Source organism: Halioglobus sp. D3-4 (assembly GCF_055809315.1).
The window spans coordinates 4,215,736-4,237,796 of the sequence record NZ_CM147907.1 but is presented as its reverse complement, the minus strand read 5'-3'; the positions used below and the strand labels follow the sequence as shown (position 1 = coordinate 4,237,796).

The window sequence follows — 22,061 nt, the reverse complement described above, 5'->3', positions numbered from 1 at the left end:
CACTGATCTCATCGCCCGAGGACTGGTAGTGTATGACTCAGCCCCACCACCACAACCATCTGTCTGATCACGATCACGCTGGACACAGTCACGCGCCGCAGGTCAGCGACGACAACGAGCGGCGAATTTTTCTCGCGATGCTGCTCACCGGCGGCTTCATGGTGGTGGAGATTGTCGGCGGGCTGGTTTCAGGTTCTCTCGCCCTAATTGCCGACGCGGGACACATGGCCACGGACACTGCCGCTCTGGCACTCGCCTGGCTGGCATTTCGATTATCGCGGCGTCCCGCTGACGCCAGCCGCTCCTACGGCTATCACCGCGGGGAAGTGCTCGCGGCATTCGTCAATGGTATGGCGATGATAGCGCTTGTCATCTGGATTATGGTGGAAGCTATCCAGCGCCTGAACGCGCCTGTTGAGGTGTTGGGTGGCGTCATGCTCTGGATCGCCGCGGGCGGTTTACTGATCAACTGCGTGGCATTCTGGCTGCTCCATAGTGGTTCCAGAGAAAACCTGAATGTTCGGGGAGCAGCGGTCCATGTAGCTGGCGACCTGCTGGGCTCTATTGCCGCAATAGTCGCCGCCGTGGTCATTATCTGGACGGGGTGGACCCCGGTAGATCCCCTGCTGTCCATCGCTGTGGCGCTATTGATTATGCGCTCTGCCTGGATGATTACCCGACAATCCGCCCACATCCTGATGGAAGGTGCGCCAGCGGGGCTGCAACCGGCTGACATCAGGTCAGATCTGATGCAGCACATACCGGCTCTGGAAGATGTGCATCACATCCATGTCTGGTCGTTAACGCAGGAGCGTCACCTGGTCACGCTACATGCCCGTATTCATGCCTCGGCTGATGCGGACGAGCAACTGCAGGCCTTGAATAAGAGGCTGGTCGAACACTTTGATGTCGACCACGTGACGATACAAATTGAAAAGAAGCGCTGCGCAGAACAAGCACTCCCGCAATAACGCAATCGCTACTCGCCACTCTCTTCAAGCATCAGCGAATGCATCCAGTACTTGTGGCAGAGGTATAGCTGGCGAATGATTGCAGCGGCGGCAAAAAACAGACCCGCAGTAGCCAGAATTCCCACATTCCCGCTGACCCATAGCACCGCGCCCAGTATCGCCAGCATCCCGATGACGACATAGGACCCTATGAAGTCGCGCCAACCCGCCGCTTGCATGTTGTGAAAAAAATAGTGGTTCTCCGGGTCATTACGCGCCTGCCGGTGGATCATATGAACTGCCCAGGTCGAGACACCGAATATAATCGCCAGCAGCAGAAACCACACCCCCAGAGAGTCCAGCCCCATCTGGTCGATCATGCCGAATTCAAGCAAGCCAATTGCAAACGGCGTGACCGTATCCTGCATGGAGGGAAACCAGCTGAAACGCAGTACGATACTGACATAGGTCAGCCAAATCTGGATAATGCCCAGCAGCATCACGCCGAGTTGCAACCAGCCAACCACCGCGTCCCAACCGCCCTGCCAGAGGAATTCAGAGTCCTGCATTTTACTCCAGTACAGTTCAAGCGCCAAAGCTTGAATCATGCTCAACACGGTGATGATGATAGCGGGTAGCAGTTCTTTCGCGCGCTTGAGTTTTTGTTGCATGAGCTGTCCGTTATTTTTTTGCCGACAGGTGTGAATCTAACGCGTTTTCGCGGCATACACCAACTCTGCACGCGGACTGTTGGTGGCGCACGCTAGGCGTCTGATCGGATTGTTTCGGCGGTAGCGACGTTAGAATATCCGCGCGACAGATTGTCGATTCACCGTGAAGTCGTTACGATGACCTGCACATTCTCGCGAGACATTCGCTGCACCACAGCACCTACGTCTAAACCTGGAACACATAACTACAATGAAACTCAGTCCAAACAGTTTTCTTCGCACTTTTTTGCTTGCCGGTCTTACGCTGGGTATTGCCGCCTGCAGTGACACCTCCAACAACAATGGTAATGACGACAACGTCCAGGATGAGATCAGCGTTCGCTCGCTGCCCTGGGTCAGCGCCCGGGATTTTCGCCTGGTGGATGAACTGGGCCGGGAGGTCTCCCTTCGAGGCATCAATGCCCGTATCGAAGGCCTGTTTGATGTGACCTTTGACGATGGCCGAATCGCACTGGAACCCATCCCGGCATTTACCCGGGAAGATGCACAGGCGATGGTCTACCAGGGCTTCAATGTTTTGCGTCTGCCCATCAACTGGAGTGGCCTGGAGCCCTATGAAGGCCAGTTCTCGCAGGCGTACTTTGACAAGCTGGACGAGGTTATTGCGCTGTCCCGCGAAGCCGGCCTGTACGTGCTGCTGGATTTTCATCAGGATGCATGGTCAAAGGAGATCGGGGAAGATGGCGCTCCGCTGTGGGCGATTGTCCCGCCGCCTGAGGAACTGCTTGAGGGCCCACTGGAAGACCTGGGCGAACGCCGCCTGTCAGCTCAGGTGCTGGCGGCCTTTCAGGGATTTTTTGAAAACCGGGAAGGAATACAGGACAGGTTTCTCCCTGTCTGGAAACGCCTTATTGAGCGTTATGCGGAGCACCCCGAGGTTATCGGGTTTGAGCCAATGAACGAGCCCTTTGTGTCGCATTTCGACCCGTCACAGCAGTCGCTGTACGATTTTTACCACAAGCTGCTACCCGCAATGCGCGCACTGGACGACCGACATATGCTGTGGATGGAACCGGGTGTGATCCGCAACTATGGCATAAGTGCCCCGCTGCTGGGCGAGCCCTTCCCCGATAGCAACATCGTGTACTGCCCGCACATCTACCCGCTGGGCATTGATGCCACCACCTATGAGGATTGGCGCACATGGCTGACGGCAAATTTCAGCAATATGCGCGCGGAGGCCAATTCCTGGGGAGCCGCGCTGGTCGTCGGGGAGTGGGGCACCCACCCGGACTCGCCGGAGTCGGAGGCTTACATTCAGGCGATGCAGGACACGGCAGACGAATTCAGCTCGGGGCAGATGCTGTGGTTGTGGAAGGAAGACAGCCAGGGGTCCTGGGGGTTCTACGATTTCGACACCGCTACCCAGAGTTGGGTACTGCGCGACAGCGCCGCGCGATTATTTTCCAAGCCCTATGCACAAGCTGTTCCCGGTAAACTGCTCTCACACGCTTTTGACCCCGAAACAGGGAACCTCACATTTTCATTTGAAGCCACGGGCAGCGAACGCGGCGGTATGCTGCTCTATTTACCCGAGCGCTGGTTTGACGGTTTACCGACAGTATTGGTAAATGGCAGCAGCGTCGGCTATGAGCGGGACAGCGCATCACAGCGGGCGCTAGTGGCGCTGGATATTCAGCCTGGAACGTACCGCGTTGAAGTGCACTGACAGGAATGTTGTCTACCCCTGGCCCGCCTGCGCAACCGTGCGAATATAGGGATGAACCTCTCGCTCATAAAGCTTCAACATCTCCCATGATAACGCCGGATCGATACCCGCCAGCAGTGGGTTGAGATAGAACACACTGTGCTCGCCAAGGGTGCTGACCATTTGCAGTGCCTGTTCTGGCGTCAACACGGTATAGGCGGCGCTTTTACGCACGGTCTCACTGCTAATCTTGCCGGCGTACGGACCTGCCGGGCGACCGAAAGCCTCGATCGTCCACTCACTGTAAGACTGCAACTGATGTAAAATATGCGGCATGAGTTGCTGCCAGGACTTCTCCGGATCGCGCGTTACCCACAGGAAGATGGGACCGTGAGCAGGGTAGGCACCGGGGTCGCCTTTCCCCAGCGCAATACATTCATCCCGATAGGGCTGCCACAGCGCCGCGTCCAGCGGTGGAAACCAGCCATCGGCAATATGGGCTGCACGTCGCGCAGCGGCCGCCGAGCTGCCTCCGAGAATGATCGGCGGGGCAAACGGTTCCGGTGCCGGCGTTACAAGGCAGCGCCTACCCTGCCATTCAAACTCTTTGCCTTGCCAGGCAAGACGCAGAAACTCACAGGTTTCTCCCATCACTCGCCAGCGGTCCTGCAGCTGACGCCCGAACGTTTCGAATTCGCTGGGGCGATAGCCCGCGCCGATACCGAGCAATAGCCGGCCGCCGGAAAGTATCTGCGTGACAGCCGCATCCTCTGCCAGCTTCACCGGGTCATACAGCGGGGCCAGCAACACGGAGGTGCGCAATTTTATGGACTTCGTTCGCGCCGCCATCGCGCTGGCAACGACCAGCGACGAAGGGTTGTAGCCATCGTCAGCGCTGTGGTGTTCACCTAGCCCGACCACATCAAAACCCAGGTCATCGGCCCAGCCGACCTGATCCAGCGCAGCGGCATAGAGTTCGCTGCGACGGGTGCCAAAATCAGGTGCGCGCAGATCGTAAGTAACAGTTAATTGCATAGCGGTTCCAGTAACGCAGGGCTCTTGCGAGCGGAGGCTGACTTGGCAACAATGCCGCTAAAAATGACAGATCGTCACGATGATTCCGCTGGCGCCATTTTGTACTGTTTGGCATCGGTAATAAAATCAGCGTGTCCGTAGCTGTCCAGCAGCGCGGCGAGCTTTTTCACCAGGTGTTTGTCTACCACATCACGTACACCGGGAATGCGCATGCCCAATTCATAAATGTTTGAGCTGGCCAGTAGCACCATTATCGCCACGCCGGTGGCTAGTCTGTCTTCAAGCTGATAGCGCACGCCCAGCTTCTCGGCCCGCTCGGGCCTTCCCCGACAAAAATTCTGAATAAGGAAATATTTTGAAAAACCGCGTTCCATCCAGCGATGCAGGCGCCCGCGTAGCGAGGGCTCGCTGAACAGTTCCGCCTCCATGGTGCCGCGTATCAGCACACCGCAGGTCTCATCATCAAACTCATCTTTCAGCGATACCGTGCGCGCCATCATCAGGTCGACGATCTCCTCTGGTGTCTCGCCCAGCAGGTCCTGAGGCAAACCCAACAGGAAGCAGCGGTAGCGCGCCATTTCCACCCGCTCGCGCTCGGCGGCGGTGAAGCTGGTGCGCCCCTTGGCCAGCAATTTGAACGAGAGCAGAAAAATGCCGATCAGGCCCGCGGGAATTTGATCCACCTGGGGGATGGGAATGCCATAGGTGGCAACATCCCACTTGCCGGTACGCATGATGTTGTAGCGCACCATGGAGTGCATCAGGCGCACTTTGGCGGCGGCCTTGAAACCGCTGCCAAAGCGGCCCAGTGCGCCGGGCATTGCGGTCGCGGTGAAAAAACTCGCCGTTTCAAAGACGCGCCTGGCGGATTTATCATCCGACAATGTACCCGTCATGGTCATCGGCAGCGCCGTATACTTATTCATGAAAGTAGCGATGAATGCGCCTCGAATGACAAACGGAGAGATTGTCGCCAGTGGAATACGTTCCTGCCGCGCACCGGCGTCAACCAGCTTCATATCGACCCAGTCCGGCGTCGCCTCCATCGCGTGGATAAAAGCCACTAACTCCTGTGGTGCACCGGCAACGGCTTCAATGCCCTTGTCGCAGGCATCGTCCAGCATGGTTATCAGCGTGCGGAATCCGTATTGCGGGATCAGTGCGGCATAGGCATCCGCTACGCGGTCACCCGTCATGGTGTAGTTGCGGATTTTTTTGACCCGCGCGGGGTCGGACAGCGCGCGCTCGGCATAACGCTTGTAGCGCGCCGGCAGACTATCGATGATACTGTCATCGCTGACATATCGCTCCGGCAGGATAGAAAAATCAACATCACCGTAGATAGCAGGAATTGCCGTTTTCTGCTCCAACACACTATCCGCGTAGATCACTTTCTCCCGGCCCGCCATACGCACAACCTCAAGATCAACAAACATCAGGCACCAAAGTATGCAAATGGGGGTATTTGTCAACAACAAAGGGCACTGGGTGCGGCCTATCTGCAGGCGCTTAACCACACAACGAGATGCAGTTCCCAGGTGGTGAGCGACTGTAGCCGCTTGCCTATGCGCACCATTGGGGGGCAAAATGCCTTCTCGTCTTTAATGCACCGGGAACTGTCGTAATGATTCACCTGCGCACCCTGCTCTTCGCACTGACCACCGGATGTGTGCTCGCCGCCTGCAGTGATGGTAGTGACAGCATCCCCACAGCTATCGACACCGGCTTTCAACTTCAAGGGTGCGCTGACACCGGAACCTGCGCCTCCAACCCACCATTGACACTGGGTGGTGAGCGGCCCGCCATGGTGCAGATTCCCTCCAATTACGACTACAATACCCGCTATCCACTGGTGATGGTGCTCCACGGACGCGGCGTCGACGGCCTTATACAGGCGGCCTATATGGGGCTTCTCCCGCGAGTAGACAGCCGCCAGTTCATCCTGATTTATCCAGACGGCCTTACTCTGCGCGGACAAATGCAGTGGCGATTCACCCCTGCCTGCTGTGACACACAACCGGAAGAGGACGGGGATGACCCCGCCGAGATCAGTGATGTCAGTTACCTCAGCGGCCTGATCGAAGAAGCAGCCGCCACCTACAGCATCGATACCAGTCGCATTGGCCTTATCGGTCACTCCAGCGGTGGGTTCATGTCGTTTACTATGGCTTGTGAAGCGTCACACCTGGTGACTTCACTGGTAAACCTGGCCGGTTCCACATTCGAGGACCTGCAGCGCTGCCAACCAGCCAGTGAGAAAGTCAGTGTGTTGACCGTACACGGAGACCTCGACGACACGGTCTACTACGAGGGCAACGAGGGGGGTTATCTCAGTGCACCTGAGGTCGCAGAACGCTATGCAATGCTGGCCGGCTGCGATGTGAACAATCCCGTCGCGAAGCCCGACTTCGACCTTGTCGGGAATATTGATGGTGCCGAGACGTCGATACTCTCCTGGTCAAATTGCCTGCAGGGTACCGAAGTTGAGTTCTGGACGATGAACGGCGGGCCGCACATTCCGGGGATCTGGGTTCCCGAGGGCCTCGACGCATTTGTCGACTGGCTACTGGAACACCCGCGGAACCGATGACTGTTGCCAGACGACAACATCTGGGCACATAGACAAGAGACTGGATCAATGGAAATACTCGCAGAATGGCTGCCACGCACCGGAGCATTACTGACAGTGCTGTTTGGGCTTATCGGCTTTTTCAACCCTCGCCTGATCACGGGCAAACAGCAGATCGAACTGGGGAGCCCAATGGCGCTTTCGGAAGCCAGAGTGGTATTTGGAGGGCTCCACCTCGGCGGTGGCAGCATGGCACTGGTTCTGCAGGAGCCGCTCATTTATATGACACTGGGTGTGGCCTGGAGCTTCGGCTTGCTGGCGCGCTTCTACTCGATGGCGGCAGACAAAACCAGCCTGCAACACTCCCTGCCGGGCATTGTCATCGATGCCGGCATGGCATTCCTGTTCCTCAGCGGGATTATGTTCGGCTGATCACAGCCACTTAATCCGCCATTATTCACACTGGCGCAAGCACTGTGAATTCTCACAAGCCATTGATATTTAATAAGATTTATTTTTATTAAGAAATCTGGCTTTGCATTATGCTCCAACATTAGTATGCGCACTCTAATTGCAAAGCGTTCAATGTCAGTTCAAACCCAACATTAGAGGAGGTTTGATCATGATTTCCCATATCATTCTGTTTACAGTACTTACAGTTTTGTCGGCTGTCGCGATAAATGCGGCAGGTAAACCGATCAGTAAGTTACCCCCCGAGCAGCAGGAACTCCGTGCGGAAAAAACGCACGACCCCCTGCCCTGAGCTACCTGGCGTTACGACTATTGCGTCGCCCCCTCAGCTTCCGCTTTTCTCGATCTTTGTGAGGGGGTAGATCTTGTCGATAAAGCATCGCTCTCCGCCACCGGGCGGATTAGGCACCACGATGGCATCAAAATTTGCATCGATCACCGGGCCGGTATTGGACACACCGATCGTTTCAGCAAAAGCCAGTTCCGGGCAGAGCTCTCGCAGAGTGAACAGATAGGGGTGGAAAGCGTCGACCCAAATAATCAGTGATGTTTCATTGATGGACTGCCAGTTATACAGGCTCCAATCTGTAACCTGCTCCACTGGTGTCCCTATTTCATAACCAAGGCTGGCGACCGCCTCCGGCAAGGGTTCCTTCGCCAGTTTTTCGCGTTCTGCGGAAGCCTTTTCCATAGAGGCGCATCCGGCCAGCATGCTCACGCTTAAAGCCAGCGCAATCAAAGAGTGGTATTTCATCAGTTTTCTCCTGTTCGGTGGCAGGCGTAAGTATAGTCAGACCGCTTAAGGATGCACAATCTGCGCTTCTCAAACGCACCACACACCTAGCTTAACTACCCTCTAACCCTTGCCTGCAATCGCCGCGGTACATTGCCAGCAATATGATTCATGTTAGAGTTGTCGCTATCATCAGGCTGGAACAATCCGGCATAGCTGTAGAGTAGCGCCGGGCATCAACTGGATGTGAAGTCCAACGATTACAGGGAGCACGCCATGCAACACACTTTCCTGATAACACACTGCGGTTCACCACTGCGCAGAATAGCACTGGCGACAGCCATTTGTGTGACCCTTGCGGGCTGCAGCGACGAAGACGCGACCACCACATCTGCCGGAACCGGCGAAGCTGCAATCCTAGCCGACGAGGTCAATACCACTGCGCCGGAACCGGTTCCCACGCTACCACCGTCAGATACCCGCTGGACGCCGGAAGCACTGGAAAACCTGCTGGCACCTGTCGCGCTCTACCCGGATGTCATCCTCGCCCAGGTACTGGTGGCATCCACGAATCCGCAGGAAGTACTGGACGCAGGCAACTGGCTACTGGAGAACAACTCTCTTGAGGGCGAGGCACTCGACGAGGCCGCACAGCAAGCGGGATTTACACCGCCGATACGGGCACTGCTGCAGTTCCCCCTGGTTGTCGACATGATGTGCCAGGACCTGGACTGGACCGCTGATCTCGGGCAGGCCTACGTCGATGATCAGGCCGGTGTGTTGGATGCGGCGCAGCGCCTGCGAGTGCAGGCCCAGGACGTCGGCAACCTCGCCAGTTCCGAGCAGATTGAGGTGGAAACGATCACGCAGGACAATCAGCAGGTCGTGACGATCTCGCCACCCGATACTGAGGTCGTCTATGTACCACAGTACGACCCGGTGGCCGTCTACGCACCCCAACCCGTTACCACGACAACCACAACCGTGGTACAGGACGATGGCTACAGCACCGGAGATCTGGTAACCACAGGCTTGTTGGCCTTTGGCGCCGGCATGTTGATAAACGAAATCTTCGATGATGACAGCGATGACTATTACTACCACGGGGGGTATTGGGGCAGACCGCCCCCCTACTATCCGCCCTACCCGTACCGTCCGCGCTATGGCGACGGTTTCTACCCCGCTCATGGCTACAACCGTGGCAATGGCAATTTCAACAACAACACTGTCATCGTCAACCAGGACAACAACTACTGGAAAAACCGTCGTAAAGGGATCGATAACAGCCCGATCACTGAGGCGCGCAAGAACAGACCTGAACTGGCGGATCTGAGTTCCCGTGCTGCGACAGGTTCCGATCGAACAGCGCCCCGCAATAAAGGACTCACCAGACAGCAGGACGGCAACGAGCGCGTACTGCCAAAAATACAGGGCTCCTATGCCGGGGCAAGAGCCGGTACCGACCATGACAAGGCCAGGCTTGCTGCGGCTCAGTCCGTAGGCGTTGATGCGAAGCGTGACAAACCAATAATCCAGGGCTCATACGCCGGCGCCAAGCCACAGGCTAAACGGCCAACAACCACATTGGCAGACCGGGGGCACACATTTTCTAGAGAGACATTACAACAGAAACCGCGTGCCAGTCAGAACGGAAGCCAATTGAAGTCGAGCGCATTCTCCGGCTCAAACAGGGGCAGTCACGACCGGGCGGCCAGCCTTCGTGGACGACAGAGCATGCAGAATCGCGCCTCGTCCAGGTCGCATGCCAAACCCCAGCGCAAACTCAGAAAGTAGCCAGGCCAGGAGATCTGCCATGAAAACGTTAAGCAAATTTTCGGTATCCGGATACATCGCCGTATTTTTATTCTTTCTCGCTCCACTGGCGATTGCGGAAACAGCCGCGAGCAGCGACACACATCTGTCTTTTACAACACCGGAGGAGGCGGTGGGTGCACTCGTCAGCGCACTTGAGTCAGGCGACGACCAGGCACTCCCCGCACTGCTGGGGCCCGGTGCGGATGACGTACTCTCTTCCGGGGATGCGGTGCAGGATCGGTCTGACCGTGCCACCTTCCTCGCCCGATTCAAGCAGCAACATCGTCTTGTTGGTGAGGGTGATCAACGCATTCTGGTTATCGGCGATCAGGACTGGCCGTTCGCCATTCCCGTGGCAGAGCGCGGCGAGCGCTGGTACCTCGATGGCGCCGAAGGTGCACAAGAGGTTGTCTATCGGCGCTTGGGTGCCAACGAGCTCGGCGCAATTGCGGTGTGTCACGGCCTGGTCGACGCGCAACTTGAATACGCAGCACAGGGCCATGACGGCGACCCCGCGGGTATCTATGCCATGAAGCTGATCAGTGATGAGGGCATGCACAACGGTTTGTACTGGCCCACCACCGCTGACGAACCGCAAAGCCCGGCCGGGCAATTTGTTGCCAGAGCTGCCACCGAGGGCTATCGGCGGGGCGATGCCCGTGTACCCTATCACGGCTACCTGTATCGCATGCTCTACCGTCAGGGCGACAACGCGGAAGGCGGTGCTCTCGAGTATTTCTCTGACGGCCTTCTGACTGAAGGATTTGCCGTAATTGCCTGGCCTGCAGAGTATGGAGTGAGCGGTATAATGACGTTTATCGTCAACCAGGATGGCGTGGTATTCCAACAGGACCTCGGTGAGGAAACAGAGGCCGTCGCCAACAGCATTAATACCTTCGAACCCGATGCCTCATGGACGGCAGTGACTGACGCGGGAGAGGGAGCGCAGGCTTCCGGGGAAAACTAGTCGTGCAAGCACCAACCCACCCAGGAGACATGCCCAATGGACACTCATGACGCCATACCGGATCGCTCTGCCTCAAGGCAGAACCTGATAGAGGCAGTCATTGGCCTTGCGCTGCTGGTGCTGGCATTCTTTGCGATCGCGTCCTCCGATGTTTCAGCGACGGGGACGCGAACCTACTGGACGTTGTTGATTCTCGTTTTTGCGATTACTGCCTTTGTCTCGGATCGCATGCACACAGATCACGGCTTCGCTCATATGCCAAGTGCCTTGACGATCGCCCTGCACTGGCTGGGCGTTTTCTTTGCGATCCAGATTGTGCACTATTTCGTCACTACCGGCCGTATGGCCAATGCCAATATTGGCCTGACAAACGGGCTGGTGCTGGCGCTGGGCACGTACCTGTTCGGTGTCTATAGCAACTGGCGTATGGCGACCATCGGCATCGCACTGGCGATCGCTACCGCCGGTGTGGCAATCATAGAAGAGTTCATATGGTTTCTTTTTATCGTTGCCGTAATTGCAATTTTTGTGCTATTTCTCGGCGCGAAACTCGGAAAGAAATGAAACACCGCGCCCGGTATTTGCGACAACTGCCTGATTGCCCAGATTAACGAAAACTACACAAGCGGGGACAGCGGGGATAGACTGTCATTTAACAGTGACCTCCACCGATGACAGCGGGAGAATTGAGTGGCCTACGATTTAACTGGAAAGATCAAACTGATCCAGCAAGCCAAAACCTTTGACAGCGGATTCACCAAACGGGAGATGGTGGTTATCGTCGAAGATGGCAGGTATCCACAGGAGATCAATCTGGAATTTGTGCAGGACAAGGTCAGTCTGCTCGACGATCTACAGGTAGGCCAGGAAGTGACTGTCACGTTCGATATACGCGGCCGCGAGTACAACGGCAGGTACTTCAACAATCTGCAGGGCTGGAAGATCAGTTCCCCCGGGGCCGACACTGATTTCGCGCAGGGCGGGCATTCACCCGCGCCACCCAATGAGCCTCCCTCGGGTTTCGATGATACCGATATCCCTTTCTAAAAACAGGCGGGCGCGCCGCTCACCGGCACTTGTGATAAAGCATCCGAAGCGGTAACGTCGACAGGACACGCTGGCACACTAACGGCTACCTGCTGTGCATTCCAGAGGGCGGACTATGAATATCGCACTGAACCAGGTGCTACCGCACAAGACCCGCATCCTTCCCGGATGCGAACGACAGGGCTACGAGACCCTGTTCGAGGAACACTCATACTGGATAGAGCCGGATACAATTCGCGGCGAGATACCGGCGTGCCTTACAGGAACGCTGTTCCTGAACGGCCCGGGGCGGAACAAGATCGGCGACCAACAGTACGGCCACTGGTTTGATGGCGATGGGATGGTCAGTGCGGTCACGATCAGGAATGGTCGCGCCCACTACAAGAATCGTTATGTGCGCACGCCAAAATATGTCAACGAAACCGCCGCGCGGAAAATTCTTTATCGAGGCGTCGGTACGCAGATTCCCGGCGGCCCATTGAGAAACATGTTTCGTGCACCGGGTAATGCAGCCAATACCAGTGTGATATTGCACGGGGGCAGGCTGCTGGCACTGTGGGAAGGCGGCAAACCCTGGGAGTTGGACCCCGCCACACTGGACACCGTCGGCGAATACGATTACGACAACGGCTTTGCATCGATGCAACCGTTCAGCGCCCACCCACGGGTCGACCCGAACACCGGGGAGCTTTACAACTTCGGTGTCTTCGGTATTCCCAAACCGAAATTGCACTTTTATAAAATTGACCCGAACGGCGTTATGGTTGCCAATACATCGCAGTACGTTGGTGATTACGCGATGTGCCACGACTTTGCGATTACCGAGCGCTATGCGGTGTTCATCCTGTGTCCCGCGTTTATGCGCACACCGTTCAAGTTTCTGCTGGGGCTGCGCAGTGTGTTCGAATCGATTGAGTTCGACAACAGTGAACATACCAAGGTGATCGTACTCGATCTGGCCACCGCGCAGGTTGTCAGGGAATACCGGTTCGACTGTTTCTTCGGCTTCCATCTCGGCAATGCCCGCGAGCACCCGGACGGAATCTCGGTCGATGCACTGTGCGTCGATAACATGGATGTGATGGGCGGGCTTTCAGATGTCTTTATGGAACGTGGCGATGACTTCCAGTTTCTCGCCAATGGCGCTCGCTTCAACCGCATCACTCTGAACCTGACCACAGGGACCGCCAGCAAAGATGAGATCAGAGGCGCCATCGCCGGTGAGTTTCCGGCCTGGAACCCTCGCCACACGGGGCGTGACAACCGCTATACCTGGCTGGCCACCATCGTTGAAAACGGGACCCCCTACGGCTTCAATGCATTCCAGAAAATCGATCATCTCAGTGGTGAACTCAAACTTCACGATTTTGGCGAGGGCCGTTTTTGCTCAGAACCCAATTTCATACCGGCAGGGGAAGGCGGCGCAGAAGACGAGGGCTATCTGGTAGCTATGGTGTACAACCACGCGCGCGGCAAGAGCGAGATTGTTATCGTCGATGCCGGGGATATGCAGCGGGAGTTAGCTGTAATTCCCCTGGAACACCATGTACCTTTTGGTTTCCATGGGCATTTCTACCAGGAGACATTCATATAGCGGCCCGTTCACTGCGAAACTATCTGCTCTTTGGCGAGATTGTCCGTTACTGCCAGAGCTGCGAAGTTGACGAGTTTATCCGTCAATCGTCGGGAGAAGGTGACAAAATTTGACAGGATTCCGGCGTCCTCCCGCTCTGAATTCGCCAGCAGTTTCAACAGATCCCGATTGGCATCATCCATCGCCTCGCGCAGGTCTCGAACACGCCCGGACAGCTTAGGCGGGCGGTTCTCCAATAACGCCTTGTTGATATCGTCGAACAACGCCAGTGTTTCACTGGAGATCTTCCTTACGATCAGAATAAGATCACTCCCCAATTCAATGTACTGCTTGTCTATCACTCTTTTTGTCGCGAACAAATCCTCTATCGAATCGTGAATCTGGAAAAGATAGTCGTACAGCGTGATGGTTTTCAGCATTTCCCTGGACTCGCGCTCGTCGGTCACGGTTGTCACCACACTGGAGAAATAGCCAAGATACTCGCCCTGGATAAAGTTGAGATAGTCGATACGTTTCGATGATGCTTCGAACACATTGCGGTAGTTTGATTCAATAGACAGGGTGACGAGGCCGTAGTTTTCCTGCAGGAAACCCAACAGCGGCACAATATTCCCATCCATGGTCTTCTTGGTATTTTCGTAGCGGTCCTCACGCGATACGACAGGAATCACAAGGCGTTCAAAATCCATCTTTCCCTGCCCGAGCAAGAAATCGATAAATCGGGCAAAGGGATTGATAAAGACGATGAAAAGCAAACCGGTCAATACATTGAACGCCATATGGAAGTTAGCCAGCACAATCGCAGGACTTGTGCCCAGTATGTCCAGATGGTCGCCAAACAGCAGGAACAAGGGCAGAAACACCAGAACGCCGCCAATATTGAACAACAGATGACTGAGTGCCGTTTTCTTGGCCGCAACATCCATATTGAAAATAGCGATCAATGCTGTGGCAGACGTTCCGATATTGGCTCCCATAACAAGCGGAATGGCATTCTCAACCCCCATTAAACCCTGCTGGGTGAAAATAATGGCCAGGCCGGTCGTCACGGAGCTCGACTGCACCAGAGCGGTAAAAATGCAGCCCAGCAGTATCGCGTACAAGGGGTTCTGCGGTTGCGTGAGATACCCGATGAGCACGGGATCATTTTGCAAAGGTTGCAGCGAAGACGATATCAGGTTCAGCGAAAAGAACACAAAACCGAAATAGAAGATCGACTTGCCAAATATTGAATAGCGCGAGTGCAACAGAGAGAGAAAAAATCCGGCAACGATCAGCACCGGCGCAAAAGATGTCAGCTTAAAGGCAACGAGCTGCGCGGTGACAGTAGTGCCTATATTGGACCCGAACACAATTCCGATACTGTTCTTGAATGACAATACACCGGCATTAACCAGCCCAATGGCTATCACGGAAGTGGCTGAACTCGATTGAATGATGGCAGTCACCACGGCCCCGATAAGGAGTCCAACGACCGGGATATTGGTCGCTTTCGCCAGAGTCTTCCTGAACTTTTCACCGGCGAGGGTTTCAACTTCCCTGGAAAAATTCTGCAGCCCAAAAATGAACAGGATCACCGCAGTCAAACCCGCTATAAAGATGTGGAGGTGTTCCATAGCTCTTGGATCCTGATTGAATATCTGACCATCGCTACCGGGACAAAGGCAGCACAGGACGTCACTGACTCGGCGCAGTGTAGAACCTCCCTGTGTACAGCGTCAAAGTGCAGCCAGGACCAATCTTTGGCAATAATTTTTACAGCGATGCGGTTTTCGCCGCGGACAGATACAATCCTCCGCACAGGGAAAGTACCATTCGAAAAATTTAAATTTGGAAGGGGCACAGTGACTAATTCTGTATACCGCCGATATTCACATGATATCCGGCTGATCCACGTCCTGTGCCTCTGCACTGCGTTGCTGCTGCCTCTGCCTGGGCTTGCCCAGCAGTCACTGCAACCCCTGCTTACTCAGCTCGCAGATCAGGGCCAGCTAGAAATTGCCGGTGAAACCATCTACGACCTGTCAATTACGCAAAATTTTTACGCCGGACAGGGTTACGCCGCGGCCTGGACCAACCCCATTGCCCTGAACGAACTCTCAGCTGCCATTTACGAGGCCGAGCGCGAGGGTATGAACCCGGACGACTATCATCAGCGTCAGGTACAGGAACTGCTCGACGGATCGCTGGCACTCGATGACGCCGCCCGGGACCTGCTTCTGACCGATGCCCTTGTGCGGCTTACCTATCACTATGCGTTTGGCAAGGTCGACCCCAGAGATTATGTCTCATCATGGAATTTTGACCGGAAACTACCGCAGGTTGATCCGCTGGAATGGTCACAGAGAGTCGTTAAGGACGGTGGTATCCTCGCGGGCCTGGAACAGTTGAAACCCACCAGCCCCCTGTATAAACAACTGGTGAGCGCACTGGCGAAGTACCGCGGCATCGCCGCTGCCGGTGGATGGCCGACAGTTGACCCTGGCCCCACTCTGCGCCCGGGCGAAAGCGGGCCAAGAGTCTTTCAACTGCGTCGCCGGCTGTTGGTTGAAGGCGACCTCACTGGCAATGAAACCCTCGAAACAAGCCTGTTTGATGACAACCTGAAACGGGCAACCGTGCGCTTTCAGCGCCGTCATCACCTGGATTCTGACGGTATCGTCGGTAAAAAGACACTGGCGGCCCTGAACGTGCCGGTGGCACAGCGGATCGGCCAGATTCGCGTCAACCTGGAACGCTCCCGGGTATTGCAGGACATACCAGACACGGCTGTGATCGTCGACATCGCCGGTTTTGAGGTGTCATTTTTCCGCAATGGAGAGCGCCTGCTCCGCAGCCGGGCGCAGGTCGGTCGGCCCTACCGCAGCACACCGACGTTTCGCGACCGTATTACCTACATCGAATTTAACCCTACCTGGACCGTTCCACCGACCATCCTCAAAAAGGATACCTTGCCCGCCATCAAACGCGATCCCGGTTACCTGCAGAGCAAGAACATGCAGGTGTTGACCAGGGATGGGCAGGTGATCGATCCGGCAACGGTGAACTGGCAGCTTTATCCACAGAGAGGCTTCCCCTATATCCTGCGCCAGCAACCGGGGCCCAACAATTCACTGGGACGACTGAAGGTGATGTTCCCCAATGAGCATATGGTATACCTGCACGACACGCCCAGCCGGGATTTGTTCAGCCGCAGTGAGCGCACTTTCAGCTCCGGTTGCATAAGAGTGGAGGAGATCATGGAGCTCGCAGAGCTAATGCTGGACGACCCCGAGTGGGATCAGGTGGCAATAGCCAGGGTCATTGAAGCGAAAAAAACGAAACGGGTATCCCTGCGTGAGTCCATGCCAATCTATCTTGTGTACTGGACAGTGGAAGTTCAGGACGACGGATCTGTGGAATTTAAAAGCGACCCCTATCAACGCGACGGCCCTCTGCTCGCAGCGCTGGAGCGACCACTCAAACCGGACTCCGCCCGGATTGAACAGCACAAACCGGCGCCCTGAGGCCGCGAGTGACGCTCGCTACCTCACTGTGTAACCACGCCCTTCAAGACAGGCGGCCAGTGCGCGCTGGTAATCACTGGCCATTGCAGCATCAACTTCGCCAGCAACCGGGTCATAGGACGATTGGTCGACCGCCCAAAGGTAACACTCGTAGCGATCACGGCCCTGCTGCTCCGTGCTCTGTGCCTTGTTGGGGTATACAAAAATATCTGCGGACGATGACACCTCCGGGGTTGCCATTGCGGTCTCAGCACCTTCCGGCTTCTCAACAACAACATAGGCACTTCTGTCTTTGTTCCACATGTAGTAGGTAAAGTTGGCAAAGAAATAGCGTGAGGGGCCAATACTGAAGCTGATATAACCCGGCGCGAGCACATCCACACTCGCGCCGATAGGCGCCTGCACGACGAAATAGGCTCCCGACGGTCCCGGTCGATAGAAACTGCCATTGTGATAGCGGTAACTCTGCCGATTGACTTTGATCGCCCGAGCCCCCGGTGGCACAGCCTTCACCTTCTCACCAATCGCCGGATAGTGCGCGGGCGATCTGGGCGGGCCAGCAGCAATCGCAGATGGCGCGACCAGCAATAGCAAGAGAACTATTGCCAGTGCCACCGACGTTGCAGCCGCATCCCCGCTGCAAACAGGTTTAGTTTGCATTTTCACCACCGCGAGCCCCCCCTTCAGGAGCGCAAGCCAGCGTCCCATCATCTGATGGCAACACGATACAGGAGCCTGATATCTCGCCCCGCCTGCCGGTAAACGAGCAGACTGCACCCTCAGTCTGGTCAGCACAGGCCTCCAGTGCCTCTGGCGGTGGCCCGCGTCGTTCACCAGATTGCTGCCCGGGCTGGGCATTGGCAACGGTGTAGGAAAGGTAACTCGCAATAACGAATGTTTGCGTGATCCCGCGGATCAATTTTCTGCTGTTCATGGCAATCTCCTTGTCTGTAGGTGGAACGATTAAATTCTAGGTACAGAGCAAGGAGAGGGTGAGAAGGGAATGTGAAGAATTGTAAGCATTAATCAGCTATTGGAAAAGCGACTACTCAAGCTTGTAGCCTACACCGTAGATGGAATGGACCTGCCCACCATCATCGCCGGCTTGAGACAGCTTACGACGGATATTCTTCACATGAGTATCCATTGTACGATCGCTGACGACGCGCTCATCGGAATAGGCCAGGTCCATAAGCTGATCGCGCGAAAAAACCCGTCCTGGCTGCGACACAAAGCCACGCAGCAACTGGAACTCGACAGGCGTAAACTCAATACGCTGCCCGCGCACGCTGCACTCATACTTCTCGAGGTTTATAGTGATATCGCGATAGCTCAATTCACTATCTGTTGCCACGGCTGGCTGTTGTTGCAAACGTCGCTGTATGGTGCGCACACGGGCCACAACCTCGCGCGGACTGAAGGGTTTGCAGACATAGTCATCGGCCCCGAGCTCCAGGCCCACCAGACGATCTATTTCATCGATTTTAGCGGTCAGCATCATAATCGGCACACTGGAGAATTGCCTCACCTCTTTACAGATTGTTAACCCGTCCTTGTTGGGTAGCATCAGGTCGAGGATAACAAAGCCAGGAGCGGCCTCTCGTATCATCTCCACTACGTGCTTGCCGTCATTCAACACTGTCACGGAAAAGCCGTCACGTTCCAGATAGTCAACTAGCAACTGGGCGATCTTGGGTTCATCCTCCACCACCATAATGTTCTGATAACTCACGTAGCACCTCCGTCTGCCAGCGGCAGTTCAACCCTAACACTCAGGCCACCCAGTGCCGAGGGCAGGGCAGTGATACTGCCACCGTGGGCTGAAGCGATGTTTCTGCAGATAGCGAGGCCGAGACCCGCCCCGCCAGTGCGACGACTGCGGGATACCTCAGCTCGGAACAGGGGGTCAAACAGCTGTTCGCAATCGCCCTCATCCACCCCTGGCGCTGTATCGTCAATGGTGATAATCGCCATAGTGGCCGCTCGCGACAGATTTACAGCAATTTTTCCGGGCGCGTCGGTATAGGCCAGCGAATTTTCCAGCAGGTTCAGTATCAGTTGCTCCAGACGCTGGGAATCGGCTGTCACCGCCAGCCCTGATGATATAGCACTGTTCTCCAATCTTACCGGTGAGAGTTCTATGCCCCGCTCTACAGCACGTTCTCGCATCCTGCCCGTTACGTGCTGCAACAGCTCAGCGAGATCGACAATGGTGAACTGATACCTGAGCCCTCCCACATCAGATATCGACAGCTGATACAGGTCTTCGACCAAGCGGCTCAACCGCAGCACCTCCTGTTCCAGAGACACTAACTGCTTCTCATCAAATTTGCGCACTCCATCTTTCAAAGCTTCTATTTCTCCGGTCAGAACAGTGAGTGGCGTGCGTAACTCGTGAGAAATATCCGCCAACAGTCGCTTGCGCGATGACTGGTTGGCCTCCAGCGTTGAACCGAGTCTATCCAGGTCCTTGGTCAATTGACCGAGTTCGTCTTGCCTGTCCTCGTTCATCCGGTGGCTATAATTGCCATTGGACAATTGTGCAACACTGTCAATCATACGCCTGACAGGGGCCAGCAAACCGCGGGAAAGAAGCAGAGAAAGGCCGATCGCAAGTACAAGGCTGGCGATGCCAATCAGCCAACTCGTTTGCATCTGCTGCCGCGAAAACTCTGTTTCCTGGGGCGACACCAGCCGACGGCGCGGCGCACTGCGCAGTTCACCTACCACCGCGCCATCACTCATTATCGGGATCTGTATTTCCCGCATGCCTTCCACGCCACCACCGACACCTACGACCAGATTGCCCGATGCATCATAAAGCGTGGTAGGTGGAACGCCCAGGGCTCCCGGTGCCGGGGCGCCCGGATGTTGACGCCCGGGGGCTCCGCCCGGTGGCGGATGATCTCTGGCGCGACGATCTTCAGGCGGAGGCCCTTCCTGCAGTTCTCGCGACACAGAGCGGCGCAGGAGTCGAGCGAACCGTTGCTCGGTCATAGCGCTCCAGCTGTCGCCGGCACGGGCATACTCTTCAGCCAGAACAGGTTGCAGCTGTTCGAGTCGGGTCTGCTCCAGCGCATTGACGTAATCGAGAAAGCCCTGCTCGAAACTCCAGCGCGCCAGACCCAGTGTGGCAACCAGCACCAGCAAAGTCAGACCGACAAATGCGGCGAACAGTTTTTGTGCGATCGAGAATGTCATAGTGCTGATCCAGTGCAATTGGAAATGTCGCTGGCCTCGCCGCGAAGCCGGGCGACACAACTACAGACTGCTGGCAAACAACAATGAAGCAGGTGCTGCAGGGGTAAGCTCAAATATATCCCTGCGGTGATCGCGCACGCGAGTCGCCGTAATCTCGAAAATCTTTCCCTCCTCACCGGCACCATAAAGACCCACCTCAAAGCGCAGAGAGCTGTCGCTACCGCCGAGATAAAACCTCCCCATGACAACGAGTTGTGATATCGATTCTGCACTGGTGCCGTGCTCCGTCACAGGGGAGAGTATGATTTCCTTCAATATCACACGCCTATCCATAGTGCTCAGTGTTACATGGTCTTGGATCGATGCGACAATATCGACGCGATGGTCATTGAATTCTATCATCGTTACCTTACCATCGTCGTCATCGTCAATGCTCGCAAACGCTGACACCGGCAGCGACAACACCATGAACGCGTCGTCATCAACAATGTTGATAGTGCCGTGCTGCGCCACCATCAGATGCGCATAAGCTGGCGCAGTGCAACACAGGTAAACAATAGTCAGACTCAGGATAAAGGGCAGGCCCTTGGGTAAACATCGCATAGTAAACACTCCAGATCAGGAATTGCTCCATTTCAGTGGCAGCAGCCTTCCGGGCGGCCACTACAACACACCTTTCACGCAGCGTTGAAAGAAGGGATAGCTGTCAGTGGCATAGTAGTGATAAATACCATCCGGAAACTCCGGGGTGACACCAGTGCGGCCGTTGCATTCATCCAGGTCACCCGAGCCTTCCACGTATTCGTAATCCTGCGCAAACGTGCCGAGTGGGTAGGTGTCGGTAGAGGGTCGGCTGTCACTCACCTCGGTGACAAACTGGTAGCTGCCGGTCATCAGCCTGATCTCGGAACTGGCATCGTCGGCGATACTGTAGCCATACCGTGCATAGATTGGGAAGCCGTCTGCAGCCCAGCCAATCAATGTCATCTTCGAACTGTTACCGCCACGTTTTTCGATAAACCCCTCGGGCATACCGTGGTAGTGGTAGACCCCATCAGGTTGAACATGCGCATTGTTCGCATCCGTACCGAAGTCGAAAGCCGTTTGCCCCAGTGCCTCGATACTCCAGTTCCCTGTGTTGCCAATCAAACTGCACACGGTCCCAGAATCGTCACAGCTGCCGGCAGTACCCGCATCAATTTTGATGCCGTTGAGTACATATCCGGTAACACCGCGCGGCCCACCGAGCTGCGTCGCTGTGGTACTTGCTACCGGCTCCAGCGTGTAGCTGGCCGATATGGCTTGCTCCGTTATGACGTTGGGGTTGGCCGGGTTTGGAAATGTGCCCACCTCGTGATCCGGGATGCCGTTGGCGGCAAGGTCGCGCGTGGTGTCTGTGCAACTCCACTGCGACTCGCTGGTGTAGGTAAGTGATTCCTGAATGTTGTAGGTGACATCATTGTATTCACACAACACACCATCGGTTGAACCGGTTGAACCGGATGTACCGGATGTACCGGATGTACCGGATGTACCGACAGTGACACTGGATTGATCGGCGCTGTCGCTTGTGTCATCGGAGGAGGTGTCCGATTGAGTGTCCGAACTTGATCCTCCACCGCCACCGCACGCACTCAGCAGCGCCATTATCAGTAAACCAATACTCTTCATTACATTTTTCATCAACACTCTCCTCGATGATCTGGTAGTTATTGAACACGGAGAATGTGCAGAAAATGTGGAGTAATTGTGGTGGGATATGTAATCTTGGCGCAGTACTCCATTACACATTGC

21 protein-coding genes are annotated in these 22,061 nt (G+C 55.7%); 10 read left to right on the top strand and 11 right to left on the bottom strand.

The window, feature by feature from the left end:
• Window positions 1–32 precede the first annotated feature (32 nt).
• Window positions 33–971 (top strand): cation diffusion facilitator family transporter, encoded by a 939-nt coding sequence (locus tag AC0L6S_RS18705; protein WP_473425632.1) that lies wholly within the window; start codon window positions 33–35, stop codon window positions 969–971.
• 8 nt (window positions 972–979) lie between these two features.
• On the opposite strand, the gene AC0L6S_RS18700 is transcribed toward AC0L6S_RS18705, so the two are convergent.
• Window positions 980–1,621: a hypothetical protein gene (locus AC0L6S_RS18700; protein ID WP_473425631.1), complete on the bottom strand. Its 642-nt coding sequence runs from the start codon at window positions 1,619–1,621 to the stop codon at window positions 980–982.
• Window positions 1,622–1,871: 250 nt separating this feature from the next.
• Here AC0L6S_RS18700 and AC0L6S_RS18695 point away from each other — a divergent pair, with 250 nt between their 5' ends.
• Window positions 1,872–3,350 carry a cellulase family glycosylhydrolase gene (locus tag AC0L6S_RS18695; protein WP_473425630.1) on the top strand — a complete coding sequence of 493 codons (1,479 nt, stop codon included), beginning with the start codon at window positions 1,872–1,874 and terminating at the stop codon, window positions 3,348–3,350.
• 12 nt (window positions 3,351–3,362) lie between these two features.
• Here the strand turns inward: AC0L6S_RS18695 and AC0L6S_RS18690 are convergent, their stop codons facing one another.
• Both AC0L6S_RS18690 and AC0L6S_RS18685 read right to left on the bottom strand, forming a co-directional pair.
• Complete coding sequence (locus AC0L6S_RS18690) at window positions 3,363–4,364, bottom strand: LLM class flavin-dependent oxidoreductase (RefSeq protein ID WP_473425629.1); 1,002 nt, start codon at window positions 4,362–4,364, stop codon at window positions 3,363–3,365.
• A gap of 74 nt (window positions 4,365–4,438) precedes the next feature.
• Window positions 4,439–5,800 (bottom strand): oxygenase MpaB family protein, encoded by a 1,362-nt coding sequence (locus AC0L6S_RS18685; RefSeq protein WP_473425628.1) that lies wholly within the window; start codon window positions 5,798–5,800, stop codon window positions 4,439–4,441.
• 188 nt (window positions 5,801–5,988) lie between these two features.
• Between AC0L6S_RS18685 and AC0L6S_RS18680 the strand changes: the two genes are divergently transcribed.
• A complete protein-coding gene (locus AC0L6S_RS18680) occupies window positions 5,989–6,954 on the top strand; it encodes a CE1 family esterase (RefSeq protein ID WP_473425627.1) in 966 nt (321 codons plus the stop codon).
• A gap of 48 nt (window positions 6,955–7,002) precedes the next feature.
• Window positions 7,003–7,365 (top strand): hypothetical protein, encoded by a 363-nt coding sequence (locus tag AC0L6S_RS18675; protein ID WP_473425626.1) that lies wholly within the window; start codon window positions 7,003–7,005, stop codon window positions 7,363–7,365.
• 364 nt (window positions 7,366–7,729) lie between these two features.
• On the opposite strand, the gene AC0L6S_RS18670 is transcribed toward AC0L6S_RS18675, so the two are convergent.
• A complete protein-coding gene (locus AC0L6S_RS18670; RefSeq protein WP_473425625.1) occupies window positions 7,730–8,158 on the bottom strand; it encodes a DUF6491 family protein in 429 nt (142 codons plus the stop codon).
• A 255-nt stretch (window positions 8,159–8,413) separates the two neighbouring features.
• Here AC0L6S_RS18670 and AC0L6S_RS18665 point away from each other — a divergent pair, with 255 nt between their 5' ends.
• The 5 genes from AC0L6S_RS18665 to AC0L6S_RS18645 all read left to right on the top strand — a co-directional run bounded on the left by AC0L6S_RS18665 (window position 8,414) and on the right by AC0L6S_RS18645 (window position 13,560).
• Window positions 8,414–9,931 carry a DUF3300 domain-containing protein gene (locus tag AC0L6S_RS18665; RefSeq protein ID WP_473425624.1) on the top strand — a complete coding sequence of 506 codons (1,518 nt, stop codon included), beginning with the start codon at window positions 8,414–8,416 and terminating at the stop codon, window positions 9,929–9,931.
• A gap of 19 nt (window positions 9,932–9,950) precedes the next feature.
• Window positions 9,951–10,919 (top strand): DUF2950 domain-containing protein, encoded by a 969-nt coding sequence (locus AC0L6S_RS18660; RefSeq protein ID WP_473425623.1) that lies wholly within the window; start codon window positions 9,951–9,953, stop codon window positions 10,917–10,919.
• 36 nt (window positions 10,920–10,955) lie between these two features.
• Window positions 10,956–11,483, top strand: a complete 528-nt coding sequence (locus AC0L6S_RS18655) for a hypothetical protein (RefSeq protein ID WP_473425622.1) — start codon at window positions 10,956–10,958, stop codon at window positions 11,481–11,483.
• A gap of 126 nt (window positions 11,484–11,609) precedes the next feature.
• Window positions 11,610–11,966: a DUF3127 domain-containing protein gene (locus tag AC0L6S_RS18650; RefSeq protein WP_473425621.1), complete on the top strand. Its 357-nt coding sequence runs from the start codon at window positions 11,610–11,612 to the stop codon at window positions 11,964–11,966.
• A gap of 115 nt (window positions 11,967–12,081) precedes the next feature.
• On the top strand, window positions 12,082–13,560 hold the full coding sequence (locus tag AC0L6S_RS18645; RefSeq protein WP_473425620.1) for a carotenoid oxygenase family protein: 1,479 nt from the start codon (window positions 12,082–12,084) through the stop codon (window positions 13,558–13,560).
• Between the two features lie 8 nt (window positions 13,561–13,568).
• Here the strand turns inward: AC0L6S_RS18645 and AC0L6S_RS18640 are convergent, their stop codons facing one another.
• Window positions 13,569–15,176: a Na/Pi cotransporter family protein gene (locus AC0L6S_RS18640; RefSeq protein WP_473425619.1), complete on the bottom strand. Its 1,608-nt coding sequence runs from the start codon at window positions 15,174–15,176 to the stop codon at window positions 13,569–13,571.
• A 228-nt stretch (window positions 15,177–15,404) separates the two neighbouring features.
• Here AC0L6S_RS18640 and AC0L6S_RS18635 point away from each other — a divergent pair, with 228 nt between their 5' ends.
• Window positions 15,405–17,066 carry a L,D-transpeptidase family protein gene (locus tag AC0L6S_RS18635; RefSeq protein ID WP_473425618.1) on the top strand — a complete coding sequence of 554 codons (1,662 nt, stop codon included), beginning with the start codon at window positions 15,405–15,407 and terminating at the stop codon, window positions 17,064–17,066.
• Window positions 17,067–17,084: 18 nt separating this feature from the next.
• Here AC0L6S_RS18635 and AC0L6S_RS18630 read toward each other — a convergent pair whose 3' ends face one another.
• The 6 genes from AC0L6S_RS18630 to AC0L6S_RS18605 form a co-directional block, all read right to left on the bottom strand.
• On the bottom strand, window positions 17,085–17,726 hold the full coding sequence (locus tag AC0L6S_RS18630; protein ID WP_473425617.1) for a DUF6515 family protein: 642 nt from the start codon (window positions 17,724–17,726) through the stop codon (window positions 17,085–17,087).
• Window positions 17,716–18,000 carry a hypothetical protein gene (locus tag AC0L6S_RS18625; protein ID WP_473425616.1) on the bottom strand — a complete coding sequence of 95 codons (285 nt, stop codon included), beginning with the start codon at window positions 17,998–18,000 and terminating at the stop codon, window positions 17,716–17,718. Before AC0L6S_RS18625 ends, AC0L6S_RS18630 begins: the two co-directional genes overlap by 11 nt.
• A 111-nt stretch (window positions 18,001–18,111) precedes the next feature.
• Window positions 18,112–18,798, bottom strand: a complete 687-nt coding sequence (locus tag AC0L6S_RS18620) for a response regulator (protein WP_473425615.1) — start codon at window positions 18,796–18,798, stop codon at window positions 18,112–18,114.
• The gene (locus AC0L6S_RS18615; RefSeq protein WP_473425614.1) at window positions 18,795–20,267 is read right to left on the bottom strand and encodes an ATP-binding protein; all 1,473 of its coding nucleotides are present in this window, start codon (window positions 20,265–20,267) and stop codon (window positions 18,795–18,797) included. The genes AC0L6S_RS18620 and AC0L6S_RS18615 overlap by 4 nt, the downstream gene beginning before the upstream one ends.
• A gap of 60 nt (window positions 20,268–20,327) precedes the next feature.
• A complete protein-coding gene (locus AC0L6S_RS18610) occupies window positions 20,328–20,870 on the bottom strand; it encodes a hypothetical protein (protein WP_473425613.1) in 543 nt (180 codons plus the stop codon).
• Window positions 20,871–20,930: 60 nt separating this feature from the next.
• Window positions 20,931–21,950: a YHYH protein gene (locus tag AC0L6S_RS18605; protein ID WP_473425612.1), complete on the bottom strand. Its 1,020-nt coding sequence runs from the start codon at window positions 21,948–21,950 to the stop codon at window positions 20,931–20,933.
• Window positions 21,951–22,061: the final 111 nt, after the last annotated feature.